The organism is Actinoplanes sp. NPDC051513, from assembly GCF_044454685.1.
Taxonomy (GTDB): domain Bacteria; phylum Actinomycetota; class Actinomycetes; order Mycobacteriales; family Micromonosporaceae; genus Actinoplanes.
Map to the genome: position 1 here is coordinate 124,924 of NZ_JBITDW010000011.1, position 21,098 is coordinate 146,021.

The 21,098-nt window shown below is 71.8% G+C and carries 22 protein-coding genes and 1 pseudogene; 13 read left to right on the plus strand and 10 right to left on the minus strand.

The annotated features are described in order from the left end of the window. Positions 1–224 precede the first annotated feature (224 nt). Complete coding sequence (locus ACIA5D_RS31240; protein WP_396033926.1) at positions 225–902, minus strand: response regulator; 678 nt, start codon at positions 900–902, stop codon at positions 225–227. Continuing rightward, positions 899–2,038, minus strand: coding sequence for a sensor histidine kinase (locus ACIA5D_RS31245; RefSeq protein WP_396033927.1), 1,140 nt, complete (start codon positions 2,036–2,038; stop codon positions 899–901). Before ACIA5D_RS31245 ends, ACIA5D_RS31240 begins: the two co-directional genes overlap by 4 nt. Positions 2,039–2,184: 146 nt before the next feature. Between ACIA5D_RS31245 and ACIA5D_RS31250 the strand changes: the two genes are divergently transcribed. The 3 genes from ACIA5D_RS31250 to ACIA5D_RS31260 are packed head-to-tail and all read left to right on the plus strand — an operon-like array spanning position 2,185 to position 5,389. Beyond that, positions 2,185–3,108 (plus strand): ATP-binding cassette domain-containing protein, encoded by a 924-nt coding sequence (locus ACIA5D_RS31250; protein ID WP_396033928.1) that lies wholly within the window; start codon positions 2,185–2,187, stop codon positions 3,106–3,108. Then, complete coding sequence (locus ACIA5D_RS31255) at positions 3,105–4,619, plus strand: hypothetical protein (RefSeq protein WP_396033929.1); 1,515 nt, start codon at positions 3,105–3,107, stop codon at positions 4,617–4,619. The genes ACIA5D_RS31250 and ACIA5D_RS31255 overlap by 4 nt, the downstream gene beginning before the upstream one ends. Beyond that, positions 4,616–5,389: an ABC transporter permease gene (locus ACIA5D_RS31260; RefSeq protein WP_396033930.1), complete on the plus strand. Its 774-nt coding sequence runs from the start codon at positions 4,616–4,618 to the stop codon at positions 5,387–5,389. Before ACIA5D_RS31255 ends, ACIA5D_RS31260 begins: the two co-directional genes overlap by 4 nt. A 176-nt stretch (positions 5,390–5,565) precedes the next feature. Here ACIA5D_RS31260 and ACIA5D_RS31265 read toward each other — a convergent pair whose 3' ends face one another. The 4 genes from ACIA5D_RS31265 to ACIA5D_RS31280 all read right to left on the minus strand — a co-directional run bounded on the left by ACIA5D_RS31265 (position 5,566) and on the right by ACIA5D_RS31280 (position 9,355). Then, positions 5,566–6,243 carry a response regulator gene (locus ACIA5D_RS31265; RefSeq protein ID WP_396033931.1) on the minus strand — a complete coding sequence of 226 codons (678 nt, stop codon included), beginning with the start codon at positions 6,241–6,243 and terminating at the stop codon, positions 5,566–5,568. Continuing rightward, the gene (locus tag ACIA5D_RS31270) at positions 6,240–7,505 is read right to left on the minus strand and encodes a histidine kinase (RefSeq protein ID WP_396033932.1); all 1,266 of its coding nucleotides are present in this window, start codon (positions 7,503–7,505) and stop codon (positions 6,240–6,242) included. Before ACIA5D_RS31270 ends, ACIA5D_RS31265 begins: the two co-directional genes overlap by 4 nt. A 78-nt stretch (positions 7,506–7,583) precedes the next feature. After that, positions 7,584–8,432, minus strand: coding sequence for an ABC transporter permease (locus tag ACIA5D_RS31275; RefSeq protein WP_396033933.1), 849 nt, complete (start codon positions 8,430–8,432; stop codon positions 7,584–7,586). Then, complete coding sequence (locus tag ACIA5D_RS31280; RefSeq protein WP_396033934.1) at positions 8,429–9,355, minus strand: ABC transporter ATP-binding protein; 927 nt, start codon at positions 9,353–9,355, stop codon at positions 8,429–8,431. The genes ACIA5D_RS31275 and ACIA5D_RS31280 overlap by 4 nt, the downstream gene beginning before the upstream one ends. Positions 9,356–9,764: 409 nt before the next feature. Here ACIA5D_RS31280 and ACIA5D_RS31285 point away from each other — a divergent pair, with 409 nt between their 5' ends. From ACIA5D_RS31285 to ACIA5D_RS31315, 7 genes are all read left to right on the plus strand, one after another. Then, positions 9,765–10,013 (plus strand): hypothetical protein, encoded by a 249-nt coding sequence (locus tag ACIA5D_RS31285; protein ID WP_396033935.1) that lies wholly within the window; start codon positions 9,765–9,767, stop codon positions 10,011–10,013. A 46-nt stretch (positions 10,014–10,059) separates the two neighbouring features. Next, positions 10,060–10,740: a response regulator transcription factor gene (locus ACIA5D_RS31290; protein WP_396033936.1), complete on the plus strand. Its 681-nt coding sequence runs from the start codon at positions 10,060–10,062 to the stop codon at positions 10,738–10,740. Then, positions 10,737–12,065 (plus strand): sensor histidine kinase, encoded by a 1,329-nt coding sequence (locus ACIA5D_RS31295; RefSeq protein ID WP_396033937.1) that lies wholly within the window; start codon positions 10,737–10,739, stop codon positions 12,063–12,065. The genes ACIA5D_RS31290 and ACIA5D_RS31295 overlap by 4 nt, the downstream gene beginning before the upstream one ends. A 43-nt stretch (positions 12,066–12,108) precedes the next feature. Next, complete coding sequence (locus ACIA5D_RS31300; RefSeq protein WP_396033938.1) at positions 12,109–13,047, plus strand: ABC transporter ATP-binding protein; 939 nt, start codon at positions 12,109–12,111, stop codon at positions 13,045–13,047. Positions 13,048–13,049: 2 nt separating this feature from the next. Then, positions 13,050–13,832 carry an ABC transporter permease gene (locus ACIA5D_RS31305; protein ID WP_396033939.1) on the plus strand — a complete coding sequence of 261 codons (783 nt, stop codon included), beginning with the start codon at positions 13,050–13,052 and terminating at the stop codon, positions 13,830–13,832. Beyond that, complete coding sequence (locus tag ACIA5D_RS31310; RefSeq protein ID WP_396033940.1) at positions 13,825–14,346, plus strand: hypothetical protein; 522 nt, start codon at positions 13,825–13,827, stop codon at positions 14,344–14,346. Before ACIA5D_RS31305 ends, ACIA5D_RS31310 begins: the two co-directional genes overlap by 8 nt. 443 nt (positions 14,347–14,789) lie before the next feature. Beyond that, positions 14,790–15,260, plus strand: a complete 471-nt coding sequence (locus ACIA5D_RS31315; protein ID WP_396034013.1) for a phosphatase PAP2 family protein — start codon at positions 14,790–14,792, stop codon at positions 15,258–15,260. Here ACIA5D_RS31315 and ACIA5D_RS31320 read toward each other — a convergent pair. The 3 genes and pseudogenes from ACIA5D_RS31320 to ACIA5D_RS31330 all read right to left on the minus strand — a co-directional run. Then, positions 15,217–15,438: pseudogene (locus tag ACIA5D_RS31320) on the minus strand (response regulator); the annotation flags it as partial. The gene ACIA5D_RS31315 and the pseudogene ACIA5D_RS31320 overlap by 44 nt on opposite strands. Before the next feature lie 180 nt (positions 15,439–15,618). After that, a complete protein-coding gene (locus ACIA5D_RS31325; RefSeq protein WP_396033941.1) occupies positions 15,619–16,281 on the minus strand; it encodes a response regulator in 663 nt (220 codons plus the stop codon). Further along, a complete protein-coding gene (locus tag ACIA5D_RS31330; protein ID WP_396033942.1) occupies positions 16,278–17,867 on the minus strand; it encodes an ATP-binding protein in 1,590 nt (529 codons plus the stop codon). The genes ACIA5D_RS31325 and ACIA5D_RS31330 overlap by 4 nt, the downstream gene beginning before the upstream one ends. Positions 17,868–18,035: 168 nt before the next feature. Here ACIA5D_RS31330 and ACIA5D_RS31335 point away from each other — a divergent pair, with 168 nt between their 5' ends. Genes ACIA5D_RS31335 through ACIA5D_RS31345 form a run of 3 tightly spaced genes read left to right on the plus strand, consistent with a single transcriptional unit; the run spans position 18,036 to position 20,680 of the window. Continuing rightward, entirely contained in the window at positions 18,036–18,833 is a 798-nt protein-coding gene (locus ACIA5D_RS31335) for an ABC transporter ATP-binding protein (protein WP_396033943.1), read from the plus strand. Then, positions 18,823–19,662 (plus strand): ABC transporter permease, encoded by an 840-nt coding sequence (locus ACIA5D_RS31340; RefSeq protein ID WP_396033944.1) that lies wholly within the window; start codon positions 18,823–18,825, stop codon positions 19,660–19,662. The genes ACIA5D_RS31335 and ACIA5D_RS31340 overlap by 11 nt, the downstream gene beginning before the upstream one ends. Then, on the plus strand, positions 19,655–20,680 hold the full coding sequence (locus tag ACIA5D_RS31345; RefSeq protein WP_396033945.1) for an ABC transporter substrate-binding protein: 1,026 nt from the start codon (positions 19,655–19,657) through the stop codon (positions 20,678–20,680). The genes ACIA5D_RS31340 and ACIA5D_RS31345 overlap by 8 nt, the downstream gene beginning before the upstream one ends. A gap of 80 nt (positions 20,681–20,760) precedes the next feature. On the opposite strand, the gene ACIA5D_RS31350 is transcribed toward ACIA5D_RS31345, so the two are convergent. Next, a complete protein-coding gene (locus ACIA5D_RS31350) occupies positions 20,761–21,045 on the minus strand; it encodes a serine hydrolase (protein WP_396033946.1) in 285 nt (94 codons plus the stop codon). Between the last annotated feature and the right edge of the window lie 53 nt (positions 21,046–21,098).

Below are 21,098 nucleotides of genomic sequence, written 5' to 3' on the forward strand. Positions count from 1 at the left end.
GAACACCACCGCGAACAGCGCGGCCGTGGCGCCTGCCGGGTCGCGGCAGCCGCCATGGTCTCCCAGGCACGTACGGCGCTGACCGTGTCGGCCAGGCCCAGACCGAAGGTGAACGCGGCGGCGACGCCGAGCGAGACCCATGTCGACCATACCGACCACAGTTTGATCCACCCCGCCCGCGATCGCGCCCAGTTGGTGATCATCGCGCACCGGGCCGGGCCGGCTCAGCGGTCGCCGGGGACGATCAGGCCGGACTCGTAGGCGACGACGACCGCCTGAGTTCGGTCCCGCAGAGCCAGCTTGGCCAGGACTCTGCTGACGTGGGACTTGACGGTTTCCTCGCCGACGACGAGCCGGGCGGCAATCTCGGGATTCGACAACCCTTCGGCGATCAGCCGCAGCACCTCGGTCTCCCGGGCCGTCAACGTCCGCAGCGCGGCGTCCGGCTCGCGACGGCGTACCCGTAAGCGGGAGAATTCGGCGACGAGACGGCGGGTCACCGTCGGGGCCAGCAACGCCTCGCCCGCCGCGACGACGCGCACGGCGTCGAACAGGCGCTCGGCAGTCGCGTCCTTGAGCAGGAACCCGCTCGCTCCCGCGTCGAGCGCGTCGTACACATGCTCGTCGAGGTCGAACGTCGTCAGGATCAGAATCCGGGGTACCGGCCCGGCACCTAGCGGGCCGGGCGCGGACAGGATGCGACGGGTCGCAGTGATGCCGTCCATGCCCGGCATGCGAATGTCCATCAGCACCACATCGGGCCGCAGTTCCCGGCACAGCCGCACCGCCTGCTCGCCGTCGCAGGCCGAACCCACCACCGCGAAGTCGGGCTGGGTGGCGAGCAGGACCTCGAACGCCGCCCGGACGACATCCTGGTCATCGACCACCACTATGCGAGTCACCCGGCCGCCCCCTTGGTCGGCATGACCGCCTCGACCAGGAAGCCCGCGCGCGGACCCGGCCCGGCGGTCACCTGCCCGCCGGCCATCGCGGCCCGCTCCCGCATCCCGGCCAGCCCATGCCCTGACGCGCCGTCAACCGAGGACGGCCCCGGCCCGTTGTCATAGACGCGTACGCGCAGCTCATCCTGGCCGTAGCGCAGCTCGACGTCGACGGCCGCGCCGGGCGCGTACCGCCGGGCGTTGGTGAGCGCCTCCTGCACGATGCGGTACGCCGCCAGCTCGATGCCGTGGTCGAGGGGTTCAACCGGACCGCTCACGATGAGGCGCACTCCGCCCGACCCGGCGTCGCGTATCTCGTCGAGGAGGACGTTGAGCTGGCGCAGGCCGGGTTGGGGCCGGCGCGGGACCGGTTCGGTCTCCGCGTCCTCCCGCAGAATACCCAACAACCGCCGCATTTCGGTCAGGGCGGTGCGCGCGGTGTCGCCGATGGCGGTCAGCTGCCGGGCGCCTTCCGGGGGCAGCCCGGGCGTGGCCAGGCGGGCCGCCTCGGCCTGCAACGCGATCATGGTGATGTGGTGCGCCACGACGTCGTGCAGCTCCCGGGCGATGCGGGCCCGTTCGCCGCGAGCGGCGTACTCCAAGAGCGAGGCGGCGGCCGATTGCTCGGTGGCGCGCCGGCGGCGGCGCTCTTCGCCCAGCCGCACCGCGGCGCCGCTTGCCGCTGCCATCGCCGCGATGCCCAGCAGACCGAGGGTGAGCGCGCGGCCGCCGGGCACGGCGGCCGACCCCGGCCACACCGCGAAAACGACCAACGGCGCCAACGGCAGGGCAGCGCTCCGGAGCGGACGGTTTCGCCCGGCGACCGCGAAGAGCGCCGCGAGGACGCCGGCTCCGGTCGCGGTGACCGGACAGGACATCAGCAATCCCGACAGACACGCCACGGTCGACAGCAGCGCGGCGGTCACCGGCCAGAGGCGTACCAGGGCCAGCGGGGCGACGACGGCGATGGCGATCAAGGCAGGGACGTACCCGAGCGGCCGGTCGCCGGCCCAGACGACCGACTCGGCGGCGGCGGCCAGGCCGAGGACCGCCGTCACCGCGCCGAGCGCCGCCGGCCGGGCCCGGGGTACCGTCATGTCAGCCATTGTGACCGGCCCGGGAGGCCGCCGTCGTCCACCCTGCCAGGGATGCCTCCTCCCCTGCACGGGGGAGACCTGCCGCCTGCCAAGACCCCTCTGCGCCGTGACGCGCGGGCCGGGCCGCCGCGCCTAACCTGCCTGGCATGGAGCCATCCATCGAGGTTCGCGCGCTGCGTAAGCGCTATCGCACCACCGTCGCCGTGGACGGGCTGTCGTTCACCGTCCGCCCCGGCGAGGTAACCGGATTCGTCGGGCCCAACGGCGCCGGGAAGTCCACCACCATGCGGCTGATCCTGGGGCTGGACGCGCCCGACGAGGGGGACGCCCTGGTCGGCGGGAAGCCCTATCGCTCCCTGCGTACGCCCCTGACGCAGGTCGGCGCGCTGCTCGACGCCTCGGCGCTGCATCCGAGCCGGCGAGCTCGCCACCACCTGCTCTGGCTGGCCCACAGCAACGGCATCCCCAAGCGCCGGGTGGACGAGGTGCTGGACCAGGTCGGCCTGGCCTCGGCGGGGCGCCGCCGGGCGGGCGGCTTCTCCCTCGGCATGCAGCAGCGGCTGGGTATCGCCGCCGCGTTGCTCGGCGACCCGCCGGTGCTGATGTTCGACGAGCCGGTCAACGGGCTCGACCCGGACGGCATCGTCTGGATCCGCGGCCTGCTGAGGTCGCTCGCCGCCGAGGGCCGGGTGGTCCTGATCTCCAGTCATCTCATGGGCGAGCTGGAGGACACTGCCGACCACCTCATCGTCATCGGCCGCGGCCGGCTGGTCGCCGACATGAGCATGGCCAAGCTCCTCGCCGCGGCCTCGAAGGAGCGCGTCGAAGTGGTCACCGCCCAGCGGACCGAGGCGACGACCGTCCTCGCCAACGCGGGCGCGACGGTGACCGTGGCCGGCGCCGACACCGTGACGGTCGACGGGCTGCCCGGCGACCGCGTCGCGGCGCTGCTGACCGAGGCCACGATCCCCTTCTCCGAGCTGCGGCGGCACCGGGCCACGCTGGAGGAGGCGTACATGGACCTCACGCGGGGAGTCATCGAGTTCGCGCCCGGGGAGACCGTCCGATGACTGCCGGCGAATCCTTCCCTCGCCTGCTGCTGGCCGAGTGGACCAAGCTGCGGTCGGTGAGCCGCTGGGTCGTCACCCTCCTGGCCGCCACCGTGCTGACCATCGGGCTCAGCGTGCTCGCCGCCTCCGGCAATCGCACCGACGTCAACCAGAACACCGACCTGGTCTCCGCGCCTGATGGCGAGCCGGTCAGCGACAGCTTCTACTTCGTGCACCAGCCGGTCAGCGGGGACCTGACCCTCACGGTACGAGTCGCGTCCCTCATCCCGCCCCAGGAGCGCAGCCAGGTGCGCATGGGCGGCGAGCAGATGACACTGTTGCGCAACCCCGACCCGTTCGCCGGCGCGGCCGCCGGAATCATGATCAAGGACGGGACGCGGCCCGGGTCCTCCTATTCGGCGGTCATGCTGACCGGCGCCCACGGCGTACGCATGCACACCGATTTCACCGACGACCGCAAGGGAAGCGCGAGCCGCGGTACCCGATGGTTGCGGCTCGTGCGTGCCGGCAACACCATCACCGGGTACGAGTCGGCAGACGGCGCCACCTGGCAGCGGATCGGTGCCGCGACGCCGGCGAACCTGCCCGCGACCGCCGAGGTCGGCTTGTACGTCTCGTCCGCGCCGTCGATCTACGTGTCGCGCGGCGGTGGCACTTCGTCCGCCGGCGGGCGCCCGACCCGGGCAACGGCGACGTTCGACAGCGTTGTCCTCACCTCGGCGGCGCAGTTCCGGGGTGAGCAGGTCGGCGTCCCCGCGGGCCTGGAGAAACCGGAGAAAGTGGACTCGGAGGGCGGCGGCGAGTACTCGGCGTCCGGCAACGCCTTCGCCGTGACGGGCACCGGCATGGTCGGCCCGAATCCCCCCGACGACGACCTCGTGGAGGGTGCGCTCATCGGTGTCATCGCCGGGATCATGGCCCTGATCGGCGTCGGCGTGCTGTTCGCCACCGCCGAGTACCGCCGAGCGATGATCCGCACGACCTTCGCGGCCACGCCGCGGCGCGGGCGGGTTCTCGCGGCGAAGGCGATCGTCCTGGGGCTTTCGGCGTACGTCGTCAGCTTGGTCGGCGTCGTCGCGGCCTTCGTGCTGGCGTTGCCGACGCTGCGCAGCCACGGGTTCACCGAGCCGGCCTTCCCCGCACCGTCTCTGACGGATGGCCCCGTGCTTCGAGCCTTGCTCCTGACTGCCGGATTCATGGCCCTGGTCGCCGTCTTCGGCATGAGCGTCGGAATGCTGCTACGCCGCAGCGCCATCGCGATCACCCTGACGATCGTGCTCGTGCTGATGCCGGTCATTCTCGGCACGGTGCTGCCCGGCACGTCGCCGCGCTGGCTCATGTACACCACGCTCGCCGGCGGCCTGGCGACGGAGCGAGCCAAACCGCCGACCATCACCCTGGCCGAGCCTTGGGCGATGATCGGGCCCTGGGCGGGCATCGGCGTTGTGGCTGCCTACGCCGCCCTCGCGCTCGGGCTGGCCTGGTGGCGCCTGCGGCGGACCGACACGTGAGCGCCCTGCGGGTCCTGCGCTCGGAGTGGACCAAGCTGAGGACACTTCCGAGCACGCTGTGGCTGCTGCTCGGCGCCGTCGCCGGCACGGTGGCCTTAGGCTTCGCCATCGTCGCCACGCTGGACGCGTCCCACTGCGACGCGCCCTGCCTCACCGATACGGGCAAGCTCAGCCTGGCCGGCGTACGCCTCGGACAGGTAGCGGTCATCATCCTCGCGGTCATGGCCGTGACGGCCGAGTACGCCACCCGCACGATCCAGCCGACCCTGGCCGCCGTTCCGCGCCGAATCTCCGTAGTGCTCGGAAAGCTCGTGGCGCTCGTCGTCCTGGCCCTTCTGTCCGGCGCAGCCGCGGCGGCCGGTTCGATCGCGGCTGCCCGAGCCGCGCTGCCGCACACCGGATACCCGCAGATCTCGCTCTCCGACCCACTTCTGCAGCGGGCCGCGCTGGGCACGTCGATCTACCTGGGGCTGACCGCGGCGCTGGGGGTAGGGATGGGGCTGATACTGCGGGACACTGCGGGCGCGCTCACTGCCGTGCTGGCGCTGATCTACGGCGCTCCCGTGATCGCGACGTTCATCTCCGATCCACGGTGGCAGCACCGGCTGCACCGCTACTCCCCCATGGACGCCGGGCTGGCCATCCAATCCACGCGCAACCTCACCGCCGAACATGTCGGACCGTGGGCCGGCATCGGAGTGCTGTCCGCTTACGCCGGCGTCGCCGTCGTCGCCGGGCTCCTCGTCTTTCGTCTCCGCGACGCCGGCTGAGGTTTGTCCGGCTCCTTGTGAATCATCAGGTCCGGTATTCCGGGCCGGTATACCTGGGCGGTATAGTCCCGCGCCACGACAGTCTCATACGCGCTATTGACCCTCCTTGAGGAGAGCGAGCGCCACGGCTACGACCTCAAACGGGCCCAATTCCGTCCGGTTCGAGGAGGCGAGGCTCAGCCGGGCTGGTGCGGGCGGGTCAGGCCGAGGTCGTACGCGAAGATGACGGCCTGGACGCGGTCCCGCGCGCCGATCTTGGCCAGGACCCGGCCGACGTGGGTCTTGACCGTGGACTCGGACAGCACCAGCCGCTCGGCGATCTCGCGGTTGGTCCAGCCACGGCCGATCGCCAGCAAGATCTCGCGCTCGCGGTCGGTCAGCGTGCCGAGCCGCGGGTCGGTGGCCGGTCGCCCGCCGGCCGAGCCGTCGCCGAAGCGGTCGGCGAAGGTGTCGAGCAAACGCCGGGTCAGGGCGGGCGCGATCACCGCGTCGCCCGCGGCGACGGCCCGGATGCCGGCCAGCAGCTCCTCCGGGTACGCGTCCTTGAGCAGGAACCCGCTGGCGCCGGCTCGCAGCGCGGCGTGCACGTACTCGTCGAGATCGAACGTCGTGAGGATGAGGATGTGCGACCGGCCGCCGTCCGCGATGATCCGCCTGGTGGCCTCGATCCCGTCCATGCCGGGCATCCGCACGTCCATCAGGACGACGTCGGGGCGCAACGCGACGGCCTGGCGTACCGCTTCGGTGCCGTTGCCGGCCTCGCCGATCACCTCGGTGTCCGGGTTGCTCTCCAGCAGGATCCGGAAGCCGAAGCGCTGCAGCGGCTGGTCGTCCACGATGAGTACGGTGATCATGCCGGTTCGCTTTCGAGATCGATGTCGGCCGCCACGGACCAACCGCCGCCGGGAACCGGTCCGGCCGTGACGGTTCCGCCGTAGAGGGCGGCGCGCTCGCGCATGCCGATCAGACCGTGGCCCTCGCCGGTGGCGGGTGCGGGCGGTTCACCGGCGGGCGGGCCGGTGTCGCGGACGGTGATCCGCAGGCGGGTGCCGTCGACGCGCAGGGCCAGGTCGATCCGGGTGTGCGGGCCGGCGTGCTTGAGCGAGTTGGTCAGCGCCTCCTGCACGATGCGGTAGGCGGCCAGTTGCACGCCGGCGTCGAGGACGTCGACAGCCCCGCCGCTGTGGTATTCGATCCGCGGTCCGGCGGCCCGGATCTGCCGGCACAGCGGGTCGACGTCGGCGATGCCCGGTTGCGGGCTGAGGTCGGGCTCGTCGGTCTGCTCGCGCAGCACGCCGAGCATGCGGCGCAGCTCGGCGAGGGAGCCGCGGCCGGTGTCGCCGATCAGCTGGAGCGCCTCCTTGGTGCGTTCGGGAGCGACGTTCGCCGCGTACCGGCCGCCGTCGGCGAGCGTGATGATCACCGAGAGGCTGTGGCCGAGGATGTCGTGCATCTCGCGGGCGACCCGGGCGCGTTCGGTCGCGGTGGCCAGCCGGCTGCGCTGGTCGCGTTCGGTCTCCAGCCGCACGGCGCGTTCGCGCAGGGCGGCGAGCTGGGCGCGGCGGATCCGGATCGCGAACGCCAGCGCGGCGGCCGCCGTTCCGACGCTGGCGACGAAGAACAGCACGTCCCAGACCGACACGACACCGGACAGCCGCACCACCACGATGGTGACCGCCACGGCCAGGCCCGGCACGGCCCAGGGCAGGCGGTGCAGCCGGCCGTGCAGCACCAGGCTGTAGACGGCGACCAGGACGGCGACGTCCGCGCGCAGCATGATCCCCGCGGTCCACTCGGCCACGAAGACCGCGAGCACGGCGTAGAACGCGGCAAGCGGGGCGCGGCGCCGCCACCACAGCGGCAGCACCAGCGCGGCCTGGAGCAGGATCATCTGCGCGAGCGGGCGCTCGGTGAAGGTGATCGGCGCGTCCGACGGCCCCCGGTCGTCAAAGAGGTCCGGAATGCAGAACAGCAGCGCGATGACGAGGACCCCGGCGGTGTCGAGCACCCATCGGTGCCGGGCGTCCCATTGGCGCAGCCGGCGCCCGGCCTGGAACAGCCGGGCGGTCATCGGGTGCCCGGCCAGGTCGCCGGCCGCGTTGTCCTCTCCGCTCACGCGTTCATCCTCCGGCAAAGCGACGAGCGGCACCCGGCTGCGCCGGACGCCGCGTCGCACGACTGTCGGGAGCACCGGTCAGGCGTCCGACCGCATCAGCCGGTACGCGGCGCCGCCGAGCGCGAGCGCGGTCCAGCCGAGCAGCACCAGCAGTCCAGCACCGGCCGACAGCGTTCCGGTGGAGTGGTGCAAGGCGAAGATGGATTCCCCGGCGTTGCTGGGCAGGTACGGGGTGAGATCAGCTCGCCAGGACTTGGGCAGCAGCGACATCAGCCCGGGTACCAGCAGGAACGTGCCGACCAGGGCCGAGATGCCCCCCGCGGTGGAGCGCAGCAGGGTGCCGAGCGCGACGCCGATGACGCCGACCAGCCCCAGATAGACCCCCACGCCGAGCAGGCCGCGCAGGACGCCACCGTCGGCGAGGGTCATCCCGATCGGTGTACCGGACAGCACACCGCTGCTGATCAGGAACCCGGCCAGCGCGCCGACCACCGCGGTGGCGAAGGCGATGGCGCCGTAGACGGCGGCCTTGGACCAGAGCACCGGCAGGCGGCGCGGGACGGCCGCCAGCGTCGAGCGGATCATGCCCGACGTGTACTCGCCGGACGCGGTCAGCACGCCGAGCACTCCGAGTGCGATCAACGAGAACGGCACCCCGAACAGAGCGAGGCTGTACGCGGTGGCATCGGCGAAGTCCGGATCCATCGGCTGGCCGGAGTTGAGCATCAACTTGTAGCGCAGCGCGGCGATCGTGCCGAAGGCGAGCAGAAACAGCAGACCGAGTCCGAGCGTGATCCAGGTCGAGCGCAGCGACCACAGCTTGGCCCATTCCGAGCGCACCACCCGACGCGGGGTCACCTTGAGGTGGGGGTCGGTGGGCCGGGCCGGCGCGGTCCGGGCCGGCCGGGTTTCGGCGACGATGCTCATGCGGCCCTCGCAGGGGTGCTAGCGGCGTGGTATTCGACGGATTCCTTGGTGAGTTCCATGAAGGCCTCCTCGAGCGAGACGGTCTTGGCGGTGAGCTCGAACAGGGCGAGGCGGTGCTCGGCGGCCTTGCGGCCGATCTCCCGGGCCGGCAGGCCGGTCACGGTCAGCTGTTCCGACCCGGGCTGCCCGGTGATCTCCACGCCCGGCCCGGCGAGCACCCGGCGCAGCTGCGCGGGGTCGGCGGTGGCGACCACGACGGTGTCGCCGCCGGCTTGCAGAACCAGATCCCGCACCGTGGTGTCGGCCAGCACCCGGCCGCGGCCGACGACGATCAGATGATCGGCGACCAGCGCCATCTCGCTCATCAGGTGCGACGAAACGAACACGGTACGGCCCTCGGCGGCCAGCCCGGTCAGCAGATTCCGGATCCAGAGCACGCCCTCCGGGTCGAGCCCGTTGACCGGCTCGTCCAGCATGATCGTCTGCGGATCGCCGAGCACCGCCGCGGCGATGCCCAGGCGCTGGCCCATGCCGAGCGAGAAGGCGCCGGCACGCTTGCGGGCCACCGACTGCAACCCGGTCAGCTCGATCACCTCGGACACCCGGGCCCGGGAGATGCCATGGGTGTACGCGAGGGCCATCAGATGGTCGAACGCCGACCGGCCGGGGTGGATCGACCGGGCCTCGAGCAGCGCGCCGACCTCGTGCAGCGGCGCGGAATGCTGGGCGTAGCGGCGGCCGTTCACGGTCACCGTCCCGGACGTCGGCGCGTCCAGCCCGATGATCATGCGCATGGTGGTGGATTTGCCGGCGCCGTTCGGCCCCAGGAAGCCGGTCACCGCGCCCGGCCGGACGGTGAAGTCCACCCCGTCGACGGCGGTCTTGTCGCCGTACCGTTTGGTGAGCTGTCGTGCCTCGATCATCGCTTCCGCCCTCGGAGTCCGGTGCGCCGTTGTCCGTGGCGCCTGGGGAAAACGCTAGATCCGGGCGGGCGGCGATCCGTCGTACCGCGGTCTGATCTTCGGCCCGTGAAGTGGTACCGCGGTACTAGGGGTCGGTCCGGTCGCGGTCAGGGCCGCCGTCTCGCCGGTGTGCTTGCCGTCGGAGACGGCCCGCTGTGCCGTGCCGAAGTCACCGATCGCCCCGTCGAGGATCACGGTGGACGTGGGGCCGTCGTTGCCGGTGTAGTCGGTGAGACGGAGCGCCCCGGGTGCGGCCGGGCTGACCGCCGCCGAGCCATCGGTTGATCCCGGGAGAAACCCTGATCTTTGCTCACCTGGCCGGTGCGGGCCTGCTTGGCGCGAAGGGCGGCGCCGGCGGCTGTCGAACGTGGTGGACCTTCTTCGCGGCGCCGCCTACGCCCGCCTGACCGGGCCGGCGCGATCGCCGGCGCGGATGGCGCTGCGCCGGGCCGTGCTGGTCGCGCTGCTCGTTTGGGCTGCGCTGTCCGTCGAGATCGTCAAGTCGAACGTGGCCTTTCCGCATGTCGTCGACGACGACGGGATTTCCGTGCTGATCTGTTACCTGGCCCCGGCGGGACCTCTGAAATCCAGCGCAGGCGGCCGGCGCCGGCCGGATTAAGCTCAGGTTCAGCCCGCGAATGCGAGGATGCGCGCCGGGAGGTGGCGTGAGACTACTGCTGGTCGAGGACGAGCGCCGGCTGGCGGCGTCGCTGAAGCGTGGCCTCACGACCGACGGGTTCGCCGTGGATGTCGCCGCCGACGGTGTGGAAGGTCTCTGGCGGGCGCGAGAGAACCCGTACGACGCGATCGTGCTGGACATCATGCTGCCGGGAATGAACGGTTTCGTGCTGTGCCGGACCCTGCGGGACGAGGCGAACTGGACGCCCATCCTCATGCTGACCGCGAAGGATGGCGTGGACGATCAGGTCGAGGCGCTCGACACCGGCGCGGACGACTACCTGGTCAAGCCGTTCTCGCACGCGATTCTGGTGGCACGGTTGCGGGCGTTGCTGCGCCGGGGCGCGCCGAAGCGACCGGCCGTGCTGCGCGCCGGCGACCTCATGGTAGATCCGGGCAGGCGCCGCGCGTGGCGCGGTCCGGTGATGCTGAGCCTGACCGCCCGCGAGTTCTCCGTCCTGGAGTACCTGGCGCGCAACGCCGGTCACGTGGTGTCCAAAAGGGACGTCCTGGCGCACGTGTGGGACGAGGACTTCGACGGTGACCCGAACATTGTCGAGGTCTACGTGCGGTACCTGCGGCGGAAGGTGGATCTCCCGTTCGGGCGGCAGGACGTGCAGACCGTACGCGGGTCCGGCTACCGGTTGCGCCTGCCCGAGGACGCGTGACCGGCGTCCGGGGTCGCACCACCGCGGCCGCGGCGGCGATCGTCGGCGTCGCGCTGGCGGTGGGCGGTCTGTTACTGGTGCTCGCCCTGCGGCACACGTTGACCGATCAGGTGACTACCAATGCCCGGCTGCGCGCCGAGCGCATCGCCGCGCTTCTGGACGCCGGGGCACGGCCGGCGGACATCGCGCTGGCCGACGAGGAGGACTGGCTGGCGCAGATCATCGACGGTGGCGGCACCGTGGTCGCGGCGACGCCCCGCCTGGGCCAGCGCCCGCCGCTGACGCGGCTGCGAGCCGGCGAGTCCGCTGTGGCCGGCCGGCTGCCCGCCGGCGACGGGTGCCCGTGTCTCGTGGTGGCCCTGTCCGCCGCCGGGGGACGGTACCTGGTGACGGTGGCGCAGACGATGGACCCGGTCACCGAGGGCACCGCCGTCCTGGCTGTGCTGCTCGCGGCCGGGATCCCGTTGCTGGTGGCGCTGGTCGCGGTGACCACGTGGGCGACGATGGGTCGCACGCTGGCGCCGGTGGAGGCGATCCGGCGGCGGGTCGGGGAGATCACCGACCGGGACCTGACGCGGCGTGTCCCTCAGCCCGCGGGAACCGACGAGATTGCCCGGTTGGCCGGCACGATGAACGCGATGCTCGCCCGGTTGCAGGCCGCACAGGAGCGGCAGCGCCGCTTCGTCTCCGACGCGTCGCACGAGCTGCGTAGCCCGGTCACCGCGATCCGCCACGAGTTGGAGGTGGCGCTCGCCGACCCGGCCGCGGTGGACATCCGCCGCATGGCGACCGACCTGCTGGTGGAGGCGCGGCGGCAGCAGCAGTTGGTGGATGACCTGCTGGAGCTGGCCCGCGCCGACGAGAGCCCGACCCGGCGGCGCCACGAAAAGGTCGACCTTGACGACCTGGTGCTCGCCGAGGCGCGGCGGGTCCGGGAACGCGGCATCCGGGTGGACGCCACCGGCATCGGGGCCGGCCGGGTCGACGGTGACCTGGCCAGGTTGGCCCGCATGCTGCGCAACCTCGTCGACAACGCGATGCGGCACGCCGAGTCGACAGTGCGGTTGTCGGTGTGCGAGACGGGCGGCGGGGTACGGCTCGTGGTGGCCAACGACGGCCCGCCGATCCCGGACGCGGACCGCGTACGCGTCTTCGAGCGGTTCACCCGCCTCGACGATGCCCGCGCCCGGCGCGACGGCGGCGCCGGGCTGGGTCTGGCGATCGTGGCGGAGATCGTCGCCGCGCATCTGGGCGCCATCGAGGTGGGGAGCGAAGACGGGTGGACCAGCTTCGCCGTCCACCTGCCGGCCGCCGCCGAGCAATGACATTTTAAGACTGCTTTCAGCCGGGGCGGCCTAGCCTGCGGCCGTGACCACGATTGAAGCGGAGGGCTTGTCCAAAAGGTACGGTGCCCGCACCGCGCTGGACGGGTTCCACCTGCGCGCTGCCGCGGGCGACATCGTCGGCCTGCTCGGACCCAACGGGGCCGGCAAGACCACTGTCATCCGCATCCTCACCACGGTCCTGGCCCCGACGGCCGGCGGGTTCGCCATCGCCGGGATCCCGCACACCCGGCCCGGCGCCATCCGCGCGCGCATCGGCGTCCTGCCGGAGAGCACCGGCTATCGCGGCCGGGAGACCGGGCTGGAGACGCTGAGCGTGCATGGACGGCTGTTCGGGCTCGACCGGGACGCCGCGGTACGCGCCGCGCGCCGCGCGCTGGCCGAGGTCGGGCTCGCCGAGCGCGCGGGCACCCCGGTCGGCACGTACAGCCGGGGCATGCGGCAGCGGCTCGGGATCGCCCGCGCGCTGCTCAACGAGCCGGCCGTGGTCTTCCTGGACGAGCCTTCCCTGGGCCTGGATCCGGCCGGCCAGCGGGAGGTCAGCGCCCTGATCCGGCGCATCGCGGCCGAGCGCGGCACCACCGTGTTGCTGAGCACGCACAGCCTGCCGGACGTGGAGGATCTGTGCCGCCGTGTGCTGATCCTGTCGCTGGGGCGGGTACTGGCCAGCGGAACCGTCGATGAAGTGACCGCGATGGCGGCGGCCCCGCGGACGGCCCGGATCCGGGTGCCGTCCCGGACGGCCGAGCGCGCCGCCGGCGTCCTCCAGCGGATCCATCCGGACGCCGGCCTCGATCCGGCCCGGCCGGACACCGTAACCGTTCGCCTGCCCGGCGCCACCACCGGACTCAACGCGATCCTGCGGGCGCTGGTCGACGCGGACATAGACGTGGTCGGGCTGGACATCGACGCGCCGCGGCTCAGCGATGCATTCATGCACCTCACCGCGGCGGGTGCGGTATGAGCATGACCTCGAGTACGGCCTGGATAGTCGCCGGTCGCGAACTGCGCGAACTGTGGTGTGGCGGGCGCGGGCCGCTGCTGCTCCTGGCGTTCAGCGTCCTGTTGAGCGTGATCACCTATCTGGCCGCCACGAACCAGGTGCTGAACTTCCTGGAGCAGCGCGAGGCGGTCAACCTCGTGCTGAAGGTCGCCATCGCGGTGGGCGCGCTCGTCACCCTCGTGCTCGCCGCCGACGGGGTCAGCGGCGAGCGGGAACGCGCCACGCTGGAGGCCCTGCTCGTCACGCCCGCCCGCCGGCCGGGAATCCTGCTCGGCAAATGGCTGGCCGCGATGTCCTGGTGGTTCGCCGGGTACGCGATCGTCCTGCCGTACCTGTGGGTGCTCGGCCGGGGTGTGTCCGCCGCCTGGCCGGCCATCTATTCGGGCCTGCTGGCCGGTACCATCCTGGCCGCCGCGCTGTCGCTGCTCGCGCTGCTGATCAGCTGCCTGGCGACCACCAACCGAACCAGCCTCGGCGCCAGCCTGCTGCTGTTGCTGGCCCTGTTCGCGCCCACCCAATTGCCTCGCGGGCTGCCCCAGAGCTGGTTCGGTGACCTGTTGAGCTGGCTCAACCCGGTCAGCGCCGCGCTGCGCTTCGCCGGCGATGTCGTGGTGACCGGCCACGCGTGGAATCACCCTCTCGGCCTCCTGCTGTCGCCCGCTCTGATCGCCGTGCTCGCGGCCGTCGCGCTCCGGGCCTGGGGTGCTGCCGCGATGGCGAACGCGTTGGGACGTACCCATGAATAGCCGCAGCCTCGTCGCGGGGCTTGCGGCCGCCGCCACCCTGGTCCTCGCGTCGCCGCCGGCTGCGGCGCAGCCGCCCGAACCGCTGACCTTCGACCGGTCCACCGTCTCGGTCGGCATCGGGGACCGGTTCACGCTCACCTCCCGCCATCCCGCCGACGCCGGCCCGGGGCCGCTGATCGCCCACCTGAACGTGGTCAGCCTTACCCCTGACGTGTACGTGGACCCGGAGGACTGGTCGAGCGAACGCACCCAACCCGTGCCGGCAACGCCCGGCCTTCTGGAATGGACGATCCAGGCGGTCAACGCCGGCACGTTCGACATCTACATCGTGCTCGTGCCCACGGCGCCGGCCGCCGCGACGCAGCCGTTGACGGTCAGCGTTCCGGTCCGGGTCACCGTGGCCAACCGGCGCACCATCAACGCCGCCGGCGCGCTGCCGGTCATCATCGCCGTCCCGGCCGCCATCGCGGTCCTCGCCGGCCTGCTGCGCAGGCGCCGGACCCACCCTTGTTGATCCCGGATGGGCGGGCTCGACGGCGGTCCCGAATACTGGGTGCCGCCGGCGAGCCGAGCCTCCGGGCAACTCCCGTACCGGCGCCGATGGCGCCGGGCGAAATCTGAACGGACGGAATCAGCCGACCCGATGACATTTCTGGATCGCGTCGACAGCGGCCCCTTCGTCGCCTTTCCACGCCGGCGGGCCGGCCGGCCGGACATTATCGACCGGATCCTGAGGAAACGGTGAAAGCCGGTGACGCCGTCTCCTACAACTTGTAGGTGTACGGTCGACCGGTGTCGCGACGCAGCCTCCTGATCTGCGCCGGCCTGGCTGCCTCGCTGTTCCTGACTTTGCTGATCCTGGTCGTCACCCGCTTCGCGCCCCTGTTGCGCGTCGATGCGGCGATCAGCGCGGCCGCGCTGAGGGCGGCGCTCGGCCACCCGGCTTGGCGAGCGTCGATGTCGGCGATCACGGCTACCGGCGGCCCGGTCGTTGTCACGATCGGCGCCGTGCTCGCGGTCCTCGGGTTGGCCGCGGCCCGCCGCCGGCAAGATGCCGTATTCGTAGCGGTGGCTGTCCTCACCTGCATCGGCTTTCGCCTGATCGTGGTGAATCTCGTGGCTCGCCCGCGCCCTGCCGACCGGCTTGTCGCGGCCGCGGGGTGGTCGTTTCCGTCCGGTCACACGACCGCCAGCGCGGTAGCCGCGGTGGCGGTGATCGTGGTGGGCGGGCGGCTGCTCCGGCGGACCTGGCAACGGTGGGCGCTCACGGCTGCGGCGCTGGCCTGGGCCGTGGCCGTGGGGGTCAGCCGAGTGGCGTTGGTGGTGCACTGGCCCACCGACGTACTCGGAGCGTGGTTGTTCGTCGGAACGATCGTGTTCGCCCTCGGCGCGGTGCGCGCAGTTGCCGGCACACCTCGTACCCGCTGAGCCCGGGCAACATGATGTCCAGCACGATCACGTCGTACACCCCATGGGGCGTCTCGGTGGCCTGCCACAACCCGTCCACCCCGTCGTGCACCACGTCGACCACGAACCCGGCCTCAGTCAGCCCGTCGCGGACCGTCTCGGCCAGGCTGACCTCATCCTCCACCACCAACACACGCATCCCCCCAGCCTGACCCCCCGACCCCTGAAAATCCGCTGAAGATGGCCGCCGAGCGCCGGGCGCCGCGGCTACCGTGGCGGCCATGCTGGTCTCGCTGCGCCGACGCCTGGGCGTACGTCGGCGGCGTTGAGGATGCTGGCAAGCACGACGAAGGCGATCGCCACCGCGCCGGAGAGCGGCTCAGCCGATCGCCACCCAGCGGTAGCGATGTTCGGGGCGGCCGGTTGTGCCGTAGCGCAGGCGCATCTCGGCCGTGCCGTCCCGTGCGAGCGCAGCCAGATACCGCTGGGCCGTCGCCCGGGAGATGCCCAGCTCGTCGGCGATCTCGGCGGCGGTGCGCGGCTGGCCGGCGTGCCGCAGCGCCTCGCTGACCAGCCGCACGGTCACCGCCGACTGCCCCTTGGGAGCGGCCGGCCGGTCGCCTTCGTGCAGCAGCCTCCACATCCGATCGATTTCCTCCTGCCCCAGGTGGCGTTCCCCGGCCAGCGCTGTCCGATACCGCCGGTACGCCGTCAGCCGCTCCGCCAGCTGTTCGGCGGTGAACGGCTTGACCAGGTAGTTCAGCGCACCGCGGGCGAGCGCTAGCCGCACCGAGGCAGCATCCGACGCGGCGGTCAGCATGATGGTGTCGACCGTCAGACAGGCCAGCAGGTCGAGGCCCGGCTCGTCCGGCAGGTAGCTGTCCAGCAGCACCAGGTCGACCGGGCGGGCGGCGAGGAAAGAGCGGCACTCGGCGGCCGTCCGCGCGGTGCCGGCGACCGCGAAGCCGGCCACCCGGGCGGTGAAGTCCACGTGTACTTGCGCCACCCGGAAGTCGTCCTCGACGACGAGCACGTGGATCACGAGGCGACCGGCACCAGCGCGTGCGGCAGCCGCGCCTCGAAGACCGCGCCGTGGCCGTCGCCGGCCGCAGTGGCCAGGCTGACGTCGCCGCCGAGCTGGCGGGCGGCCTGCCGGGCCAGCGACAGGCCGAGTCCGCGGCCCTGCTCGCCGCGGGTGGTGACGCCGGCCGTGAAGATCTCGGCGCCGATCGCCGGGTCCAGGCCGTCGCCGGAGTCCACCACCGAGATGTGCAGCGCGTCGTCGTCGGACAGCAGCGCGAGGTCGACCCAGGCCGGGCGCCGGGCGCCGAGGCGGGCGGCCTCCAGCGCGTTGTCGACGAGGATGCCGAGCACCGTGGTCACCTCGACCGGAGCGGTGACCCGGGTGCCGACCCAGCTGGTGTCCGACAGCATCAGCCGTACGTCTCGCTCGGCGGCTTCCGCGGTCTTCGCCGCGACGAAAGCCTGCAGGTACGGGTCGTCGACGGCGCCGGCCGGCCCGGCTGCGGTCAGTGCGCCGCCGGCGACCGCGTGCAGGTATTCGAGGGCTTCGTCGCGGTAGCCGTTCTGGAGCAGGCCGGAGAGCACGTGCAGCCGGTTCGCGAACTCGTGCCGGGAGGCGCGCAGCGCGTTGCTGAGGGTGCGCACCGAGTCGAGCTCACGGGTCACGTTCTCCAGGTCGGTGCGGTCCCGGAGGGTCAGCACGCCGCCCAGGTCGCGGCCGTCGCGGCGGACCGCCCGGTAGTTGACGACCAGAACCCGGTCGCCGGCCACGGTGATCACGTTGTCGGCCGCCCGCCGCTCGAACACGGCCACCAGCCCCGGCGGCAACCCCGCCTCGGTGACGAGAGTGCCCGGCGCCGGACCGGCGCCGAGCAACCGCAGCGCCTCGTTGTTGCACACCGAGACCCGCCCGGTGGCGTCGACGGCCAGCACGCCCTCGCTGATCCCGCGCAGCACGGCCTCCCGCTCGCGCACGAGCTCGGCCAGCTCGGCCGGTTCCAGGCCCAGGGTCAGTCGCTTGAGCCGGCGGCTGAGCAGCGCCGAGCCGGCCACCCCGAGCAGCAGCGCGCACCCGGCGACGATCCCGGCCAGACCGAGCTGCTGCCACACGTACCCGCGGATGTCGGCCACCTTGAACCCGACGCTGACCTCGCCGACCACGCTGCCGTCCGCCGCGCGAAGCGGTGTCTTGCCGCGGGCCGACAGGCCCAGCGTTCCGCGCTCCACATTGACCATGTCCCGGCCGGCGAGCACGGCCGAGGGATCGGTGCTGACCGGCTCGTGGATGCGCTCCGGAATCGGGTGGGCGAGCCGGATGCCGTTCCGGTCGGTGATCACCACGAACAGCGCGCCGCTCGCCACGCGGGCCGACTCGGCGCGGGCCGGCAACGCGCCGCCGGGGTCCTCGACGGCCGCCGCCGACACGATCGCCGGATCGGCGGCCAGGGTGTGCGCGACGGCGAGCGCACGGCTGCCGTACTGGTCGGTGAGCTCTCGATCGAACAGCCAGCCGATCAGCGCGCAGCCCAGGCCGAAGACCACCACGAGCAGGCCGACCTGCAGGCCCATGACCTGCCAGGCGAACGGGACGGGCCGGCGCGGCATGCCCGCACTGTAACGCCACCGACGGCGGACCGCGTCCATGAGCAGAACGCGCAATACGCGGTCAACGCGGGTTAGCGCCGCAACGCCCGCAAGGATTCCGGCCGCCGGTCTGACTTCCTACGGTCGCGGAATCGAAACGTTCGCGTTACATCAGAGGAGGCGCTCGTCTTGACGGTAATCGCGTTGCGGAATGCGACCAAGCGTTTCCCCGGCACGGGTGGCCGACCGCACACCGCCGTCCGGGATCTCACGTTCGAGGTGGCGGCCGGCGAGTTCGTGGCCGTGGTCGGCCCGACCGGCTGCGGCAAGTCGACGACGCTGTCGCTGGTCTCCGGGCTCGAGCCGCCGTCCAGCGGCGAGGTCGAGGTGGACGGCGCGCCGGTGCGCGGCATCCCCGACGGAGTCGGCTACATGTTCCAGGCCGACGCCGTGCTGCCCTGGCGCTCGGTGGTCGACAACGTCGCGTCCGGCCCGCGCTACCGCGGCCGGGGAAAGACGGAGGCCCGGAAACAGGCGATGGGCTGGGTCGAGCGGGTCGGGCTGGCGGGCTTCGCCGACTACTACCCGCATCAGCTCTCCGGCGGCATGCGCAAGCGGGTGGCGCTGGCCCAGACCCTGGTCAACGAGCCGCGGATCATGTTGATGGACGAGCCGTTCAGCGCGCTGGACGTGCAGACCCGCCAGCTGATGCAGGACGAGTTGCTGCGGCTGTGGCAGGGCACCGGCGCGGCGGTCGTCTTCGTCACGCACGACCTCGAGGAGGCGATCGCGCTCGCCGACCGGGTGGTGGTGATGACCTCCAGCCCGGCCACGGTCAAGGCGATCTTCGACGTGCCGCTGGCCCGGCCGCGCGACGTCGAGGAGATCCGGATGACCCCCGAGTTCGTCGCCGCGTACCGCGAGATCTGGGACAGCCTCCGTGACGAGGTCGCCCGCGCCCGGAAGGAGGCGAGTCGTGCAGGCTGAGATGACCGCGCCGCTGGAGCTCACCATCGCCCGGCCGGACCGGCGCAGGCTACGGCTCTGGCTGGTACGCCTGGCGTTCGTGGTTCTCTGGCTGGGCACCTGGGAGCTGGCCGCCACGCACTGGATCGACCCGTTCTTCTACTCCAAGCCCTCGGCCATCTGGGGACGGCTGGTCGACTGGTTCACCGACGGCACCGCGTTCGGCTCGATCTGGACGCAGCTCGCCGTCACGCTCGAGGAGGCGGTTCTCGGCTTCGTGATCGGCGCGGTGGCCGGCGTCGTGCTGGGCATCCTGCTCGGCCGGGCCCGGTTCGCCGCCGAGGTCGCCGCTCCGTTCATCAAGGCCGCCAACGCCGTTCCCCGGATCGTGCTGGCCTCGCTGTTCATCATCTGGTTCGGCCTGGGACTGACCTCCAAGGTCGCCACCGCCGTGGTGCTGGTCTTCTTCGCGGTGTTCTTCAACGCCTTCCAGGGCGCCCGCGAGGTCGACCGCAACCTGGTCGACAACGCCCGCATCCTCGGCGCCTCCCGCGCCCAGGTGCTCACCTCGATCGTCGTGCCCAGCGCCACCAGCTGGATCTTCGCCTCGCTGCATGCCGCGTTCGGCTTCGCGCTCATCGGCGCGGTGGTCGGCGAGTACGCGGGCGCCGACAAGGGCCTGGGCCTGCTCATCGCCAACGCCCAGGGCACCTTCGACGCGGCCGGCATCTACGCCGGAATGATCATCATCACGGTCGTCGCGCTGCTCGCCGAGTGGCTGCTCACGCTGCTGGAGAACCGGCTCCTCCGGTGGCGCCCACCCGTCTCGTCTGGAGGCCACAATGCGTAAATCTCTGGCTCTCGCCGCCATCCTCGCTGTCGCGCTGGCCGGGTGCCGCGGCACCAGCCCCGATTCCGCCTCCTCCACCCCCGAAACCATCAAGATCATGGTCGGTGGCATCGACAAGGTGATCTACCTGCCCGCGAAGCTGACCGAGCAACTCGGCGGATACAAGGCCGAGGGCCTGAACGTGCAACTGCTCACCGAGCCGTCCGGCGCGACCGCCGAGAACGTGCTGATCTCCGGCGACGTGCAGGGCGTGGTCGGCTTCTACGACCACACCATCGACCTGCAGACCAAGGGCAAATGCATCACCAGCGTCGTGCAGATGGCCGACGTGCCCGGCGAGGTGGAGATCGTCGCGGCCGGCAAGGCCTCGTCCATCAGGACCCCGGCCGACTTCAAGGGCCGGAAGATGGGGGTCACCAGCCCCGGGTCGTCCACCGACTTCCTCACCCAGTACCTCGCCACCAAGGGCGGCCTGACCAGCGCCGACTACACCACCGTCAAGGCCGGCGCCGGGCAGACCTTCATCGCCGCGATCGACAACGGCGGGATCGACGCCGGCATGACCACCGACCCCACCGCGGCCAAGCTGATCAGCACCGGCAAGGGCAAAGTGCTGCTTGACATGCGTACGGAGGAGGGCGCCCGGCAGGCGCTCGGCGGCCTCTACCCGGCCAGCTCCCTCTACATGGACTGCGCCTGGGTCGACAGTCACCCCGAGCAGGTCCAGAAACTGGCCAACGCGCTGGTCAAGACGCTGCGCTGGATCAAGGGCCACAGCGCCGACGAGATCGCCGCCAAGATGCCCACGGAGTACGCCGCCGGCGACCCTCAGCTCTACGCCAAGGCGGTGCACGACACGATCGGGATGTTCAACGGCGACGGCCTGATGAAACCGGAGGGGGCGACGAACGTGCTCGAGGTGCTCAGCCAGTTCTCGCCCAACGTCAAGGGCAAGAAGGACAAGGTCGACCTGGCCAAGACGTACACCACACAGTTCACGGCGAAGGTCGCCGGCTAGCTTCGACATGGTCATGCCGGCACCGAGGCCGATGCCGGCATGACCACGCTCCCCCGACCCCCATGGCACCCCCGGCCCGGTCAGCCCCACCAGGTGTTGACGATGCCGCTGGTGTGCTGCAACAGGTGGTGCACGGTGATCCGGTCGCCCGCGGGGACTGTTCCCGGGCAGCCATCGTTCGACCGTGTCGTCCAGCGCGATGCGGCGCTCCCCACCAACCCCAGCACGGCGGCGGCCACGAACGACTTCGTGACACTGCCCGCCCGGAACCGGCCGTTGACCGGAACCCGCCGGGTATTGCCGAGCTCGGCGACGCCGCTGCTGCCCTGCCAGGCCCATCGGGTGTCGCGCACCTCGGCGAGCACGCCGGAGGCCGCCGTGGCGGCGAGTCGGTGAAAGCGGCGTGACGGCGTCGCCT

Bases quoted from the DNA above. Each gene is read 5' to 3' on its own strand.
- ACIA5D_RS31245 (WP_396033927.1), bottom strand. From the start codon at position 2,038: ATGACGGTACCCCGGGCCCGGCCGGCGGCGCTCGGCGCGGTGACGGCG.
- ACIA5D_RS31250 (WP_396033928.1), top strand. From the start codon at position 2,185: ATGGAGCCATCCATCGAGGTTCGCGCGCTGCGTAAGCGCTATCGCACC.
- ACIA5D_RS31255 (WP_396033929.1), top strand. From the start codon at position 3,105: ATGACTGCCGGCGAATCCTTCCCTCGCCTGCTGCTGGCCGAGTGGACC.
- ACIA5D_RS31265 (WP_396033931.1), bottom strand. From the start codon at position 6,243: ATGATCACCGTACTCATCGTGGACGACCAGCCGCTGCAGCGCTTCGGC.
- ACIA5D_RS31275 (WP_396033933.1), bottom strand. From the start codon at position 8,432: ATGAGCATCGTCGCCGAAACCCGGCCGGCCCGGACCGCGCCGGCCCGG.
- ACIA5D_RS31280 (WP_396033934.1), bottom strand. From the start codon at position 9,355: ATGATCGAGGCACGACAGCTCACCAAACGGTACGGCGACAAGACCGCC.
- ACIA5D_RS31305 (WP_396033939.1), top strand. From the start codon at position 13,050: ATGACCTCGAGTACGGCCTGGATAGTCGCCGGTCGCGAACTGCGCGAA.
- ACIA5D_RS31310 (WP_396033940.1), top strand. From the start codon at position 13,825: ATGAATAGCCGCAGCCTCGTCGCGGGGCTTGCGGCCGCCGCCACCCTG.
- ACIA5D_RS31315 (WP_396034013.1), top strand. From the start codon at position 14,790: ATGTCGGCGATCACGGCTACCGGCGGCCCGGTCGTTGTCACGATCGGC.
- ACIA5D_RS31330 (WP_396033942.1), bottom strand. From the start codon at position 17,867: ATGCCGCGCCGGCCCGTCCCGTTCGCCTGGCAGGTCATGGGCCTGCAG.
- ACIA5D_RS31345 (WP_396033945.1), top strand. From the start codon at position 19,655: ATGCGTAAATCTCTGGCTCTCGCCGCCATCCTCGCTGTCGCGCTGGCC.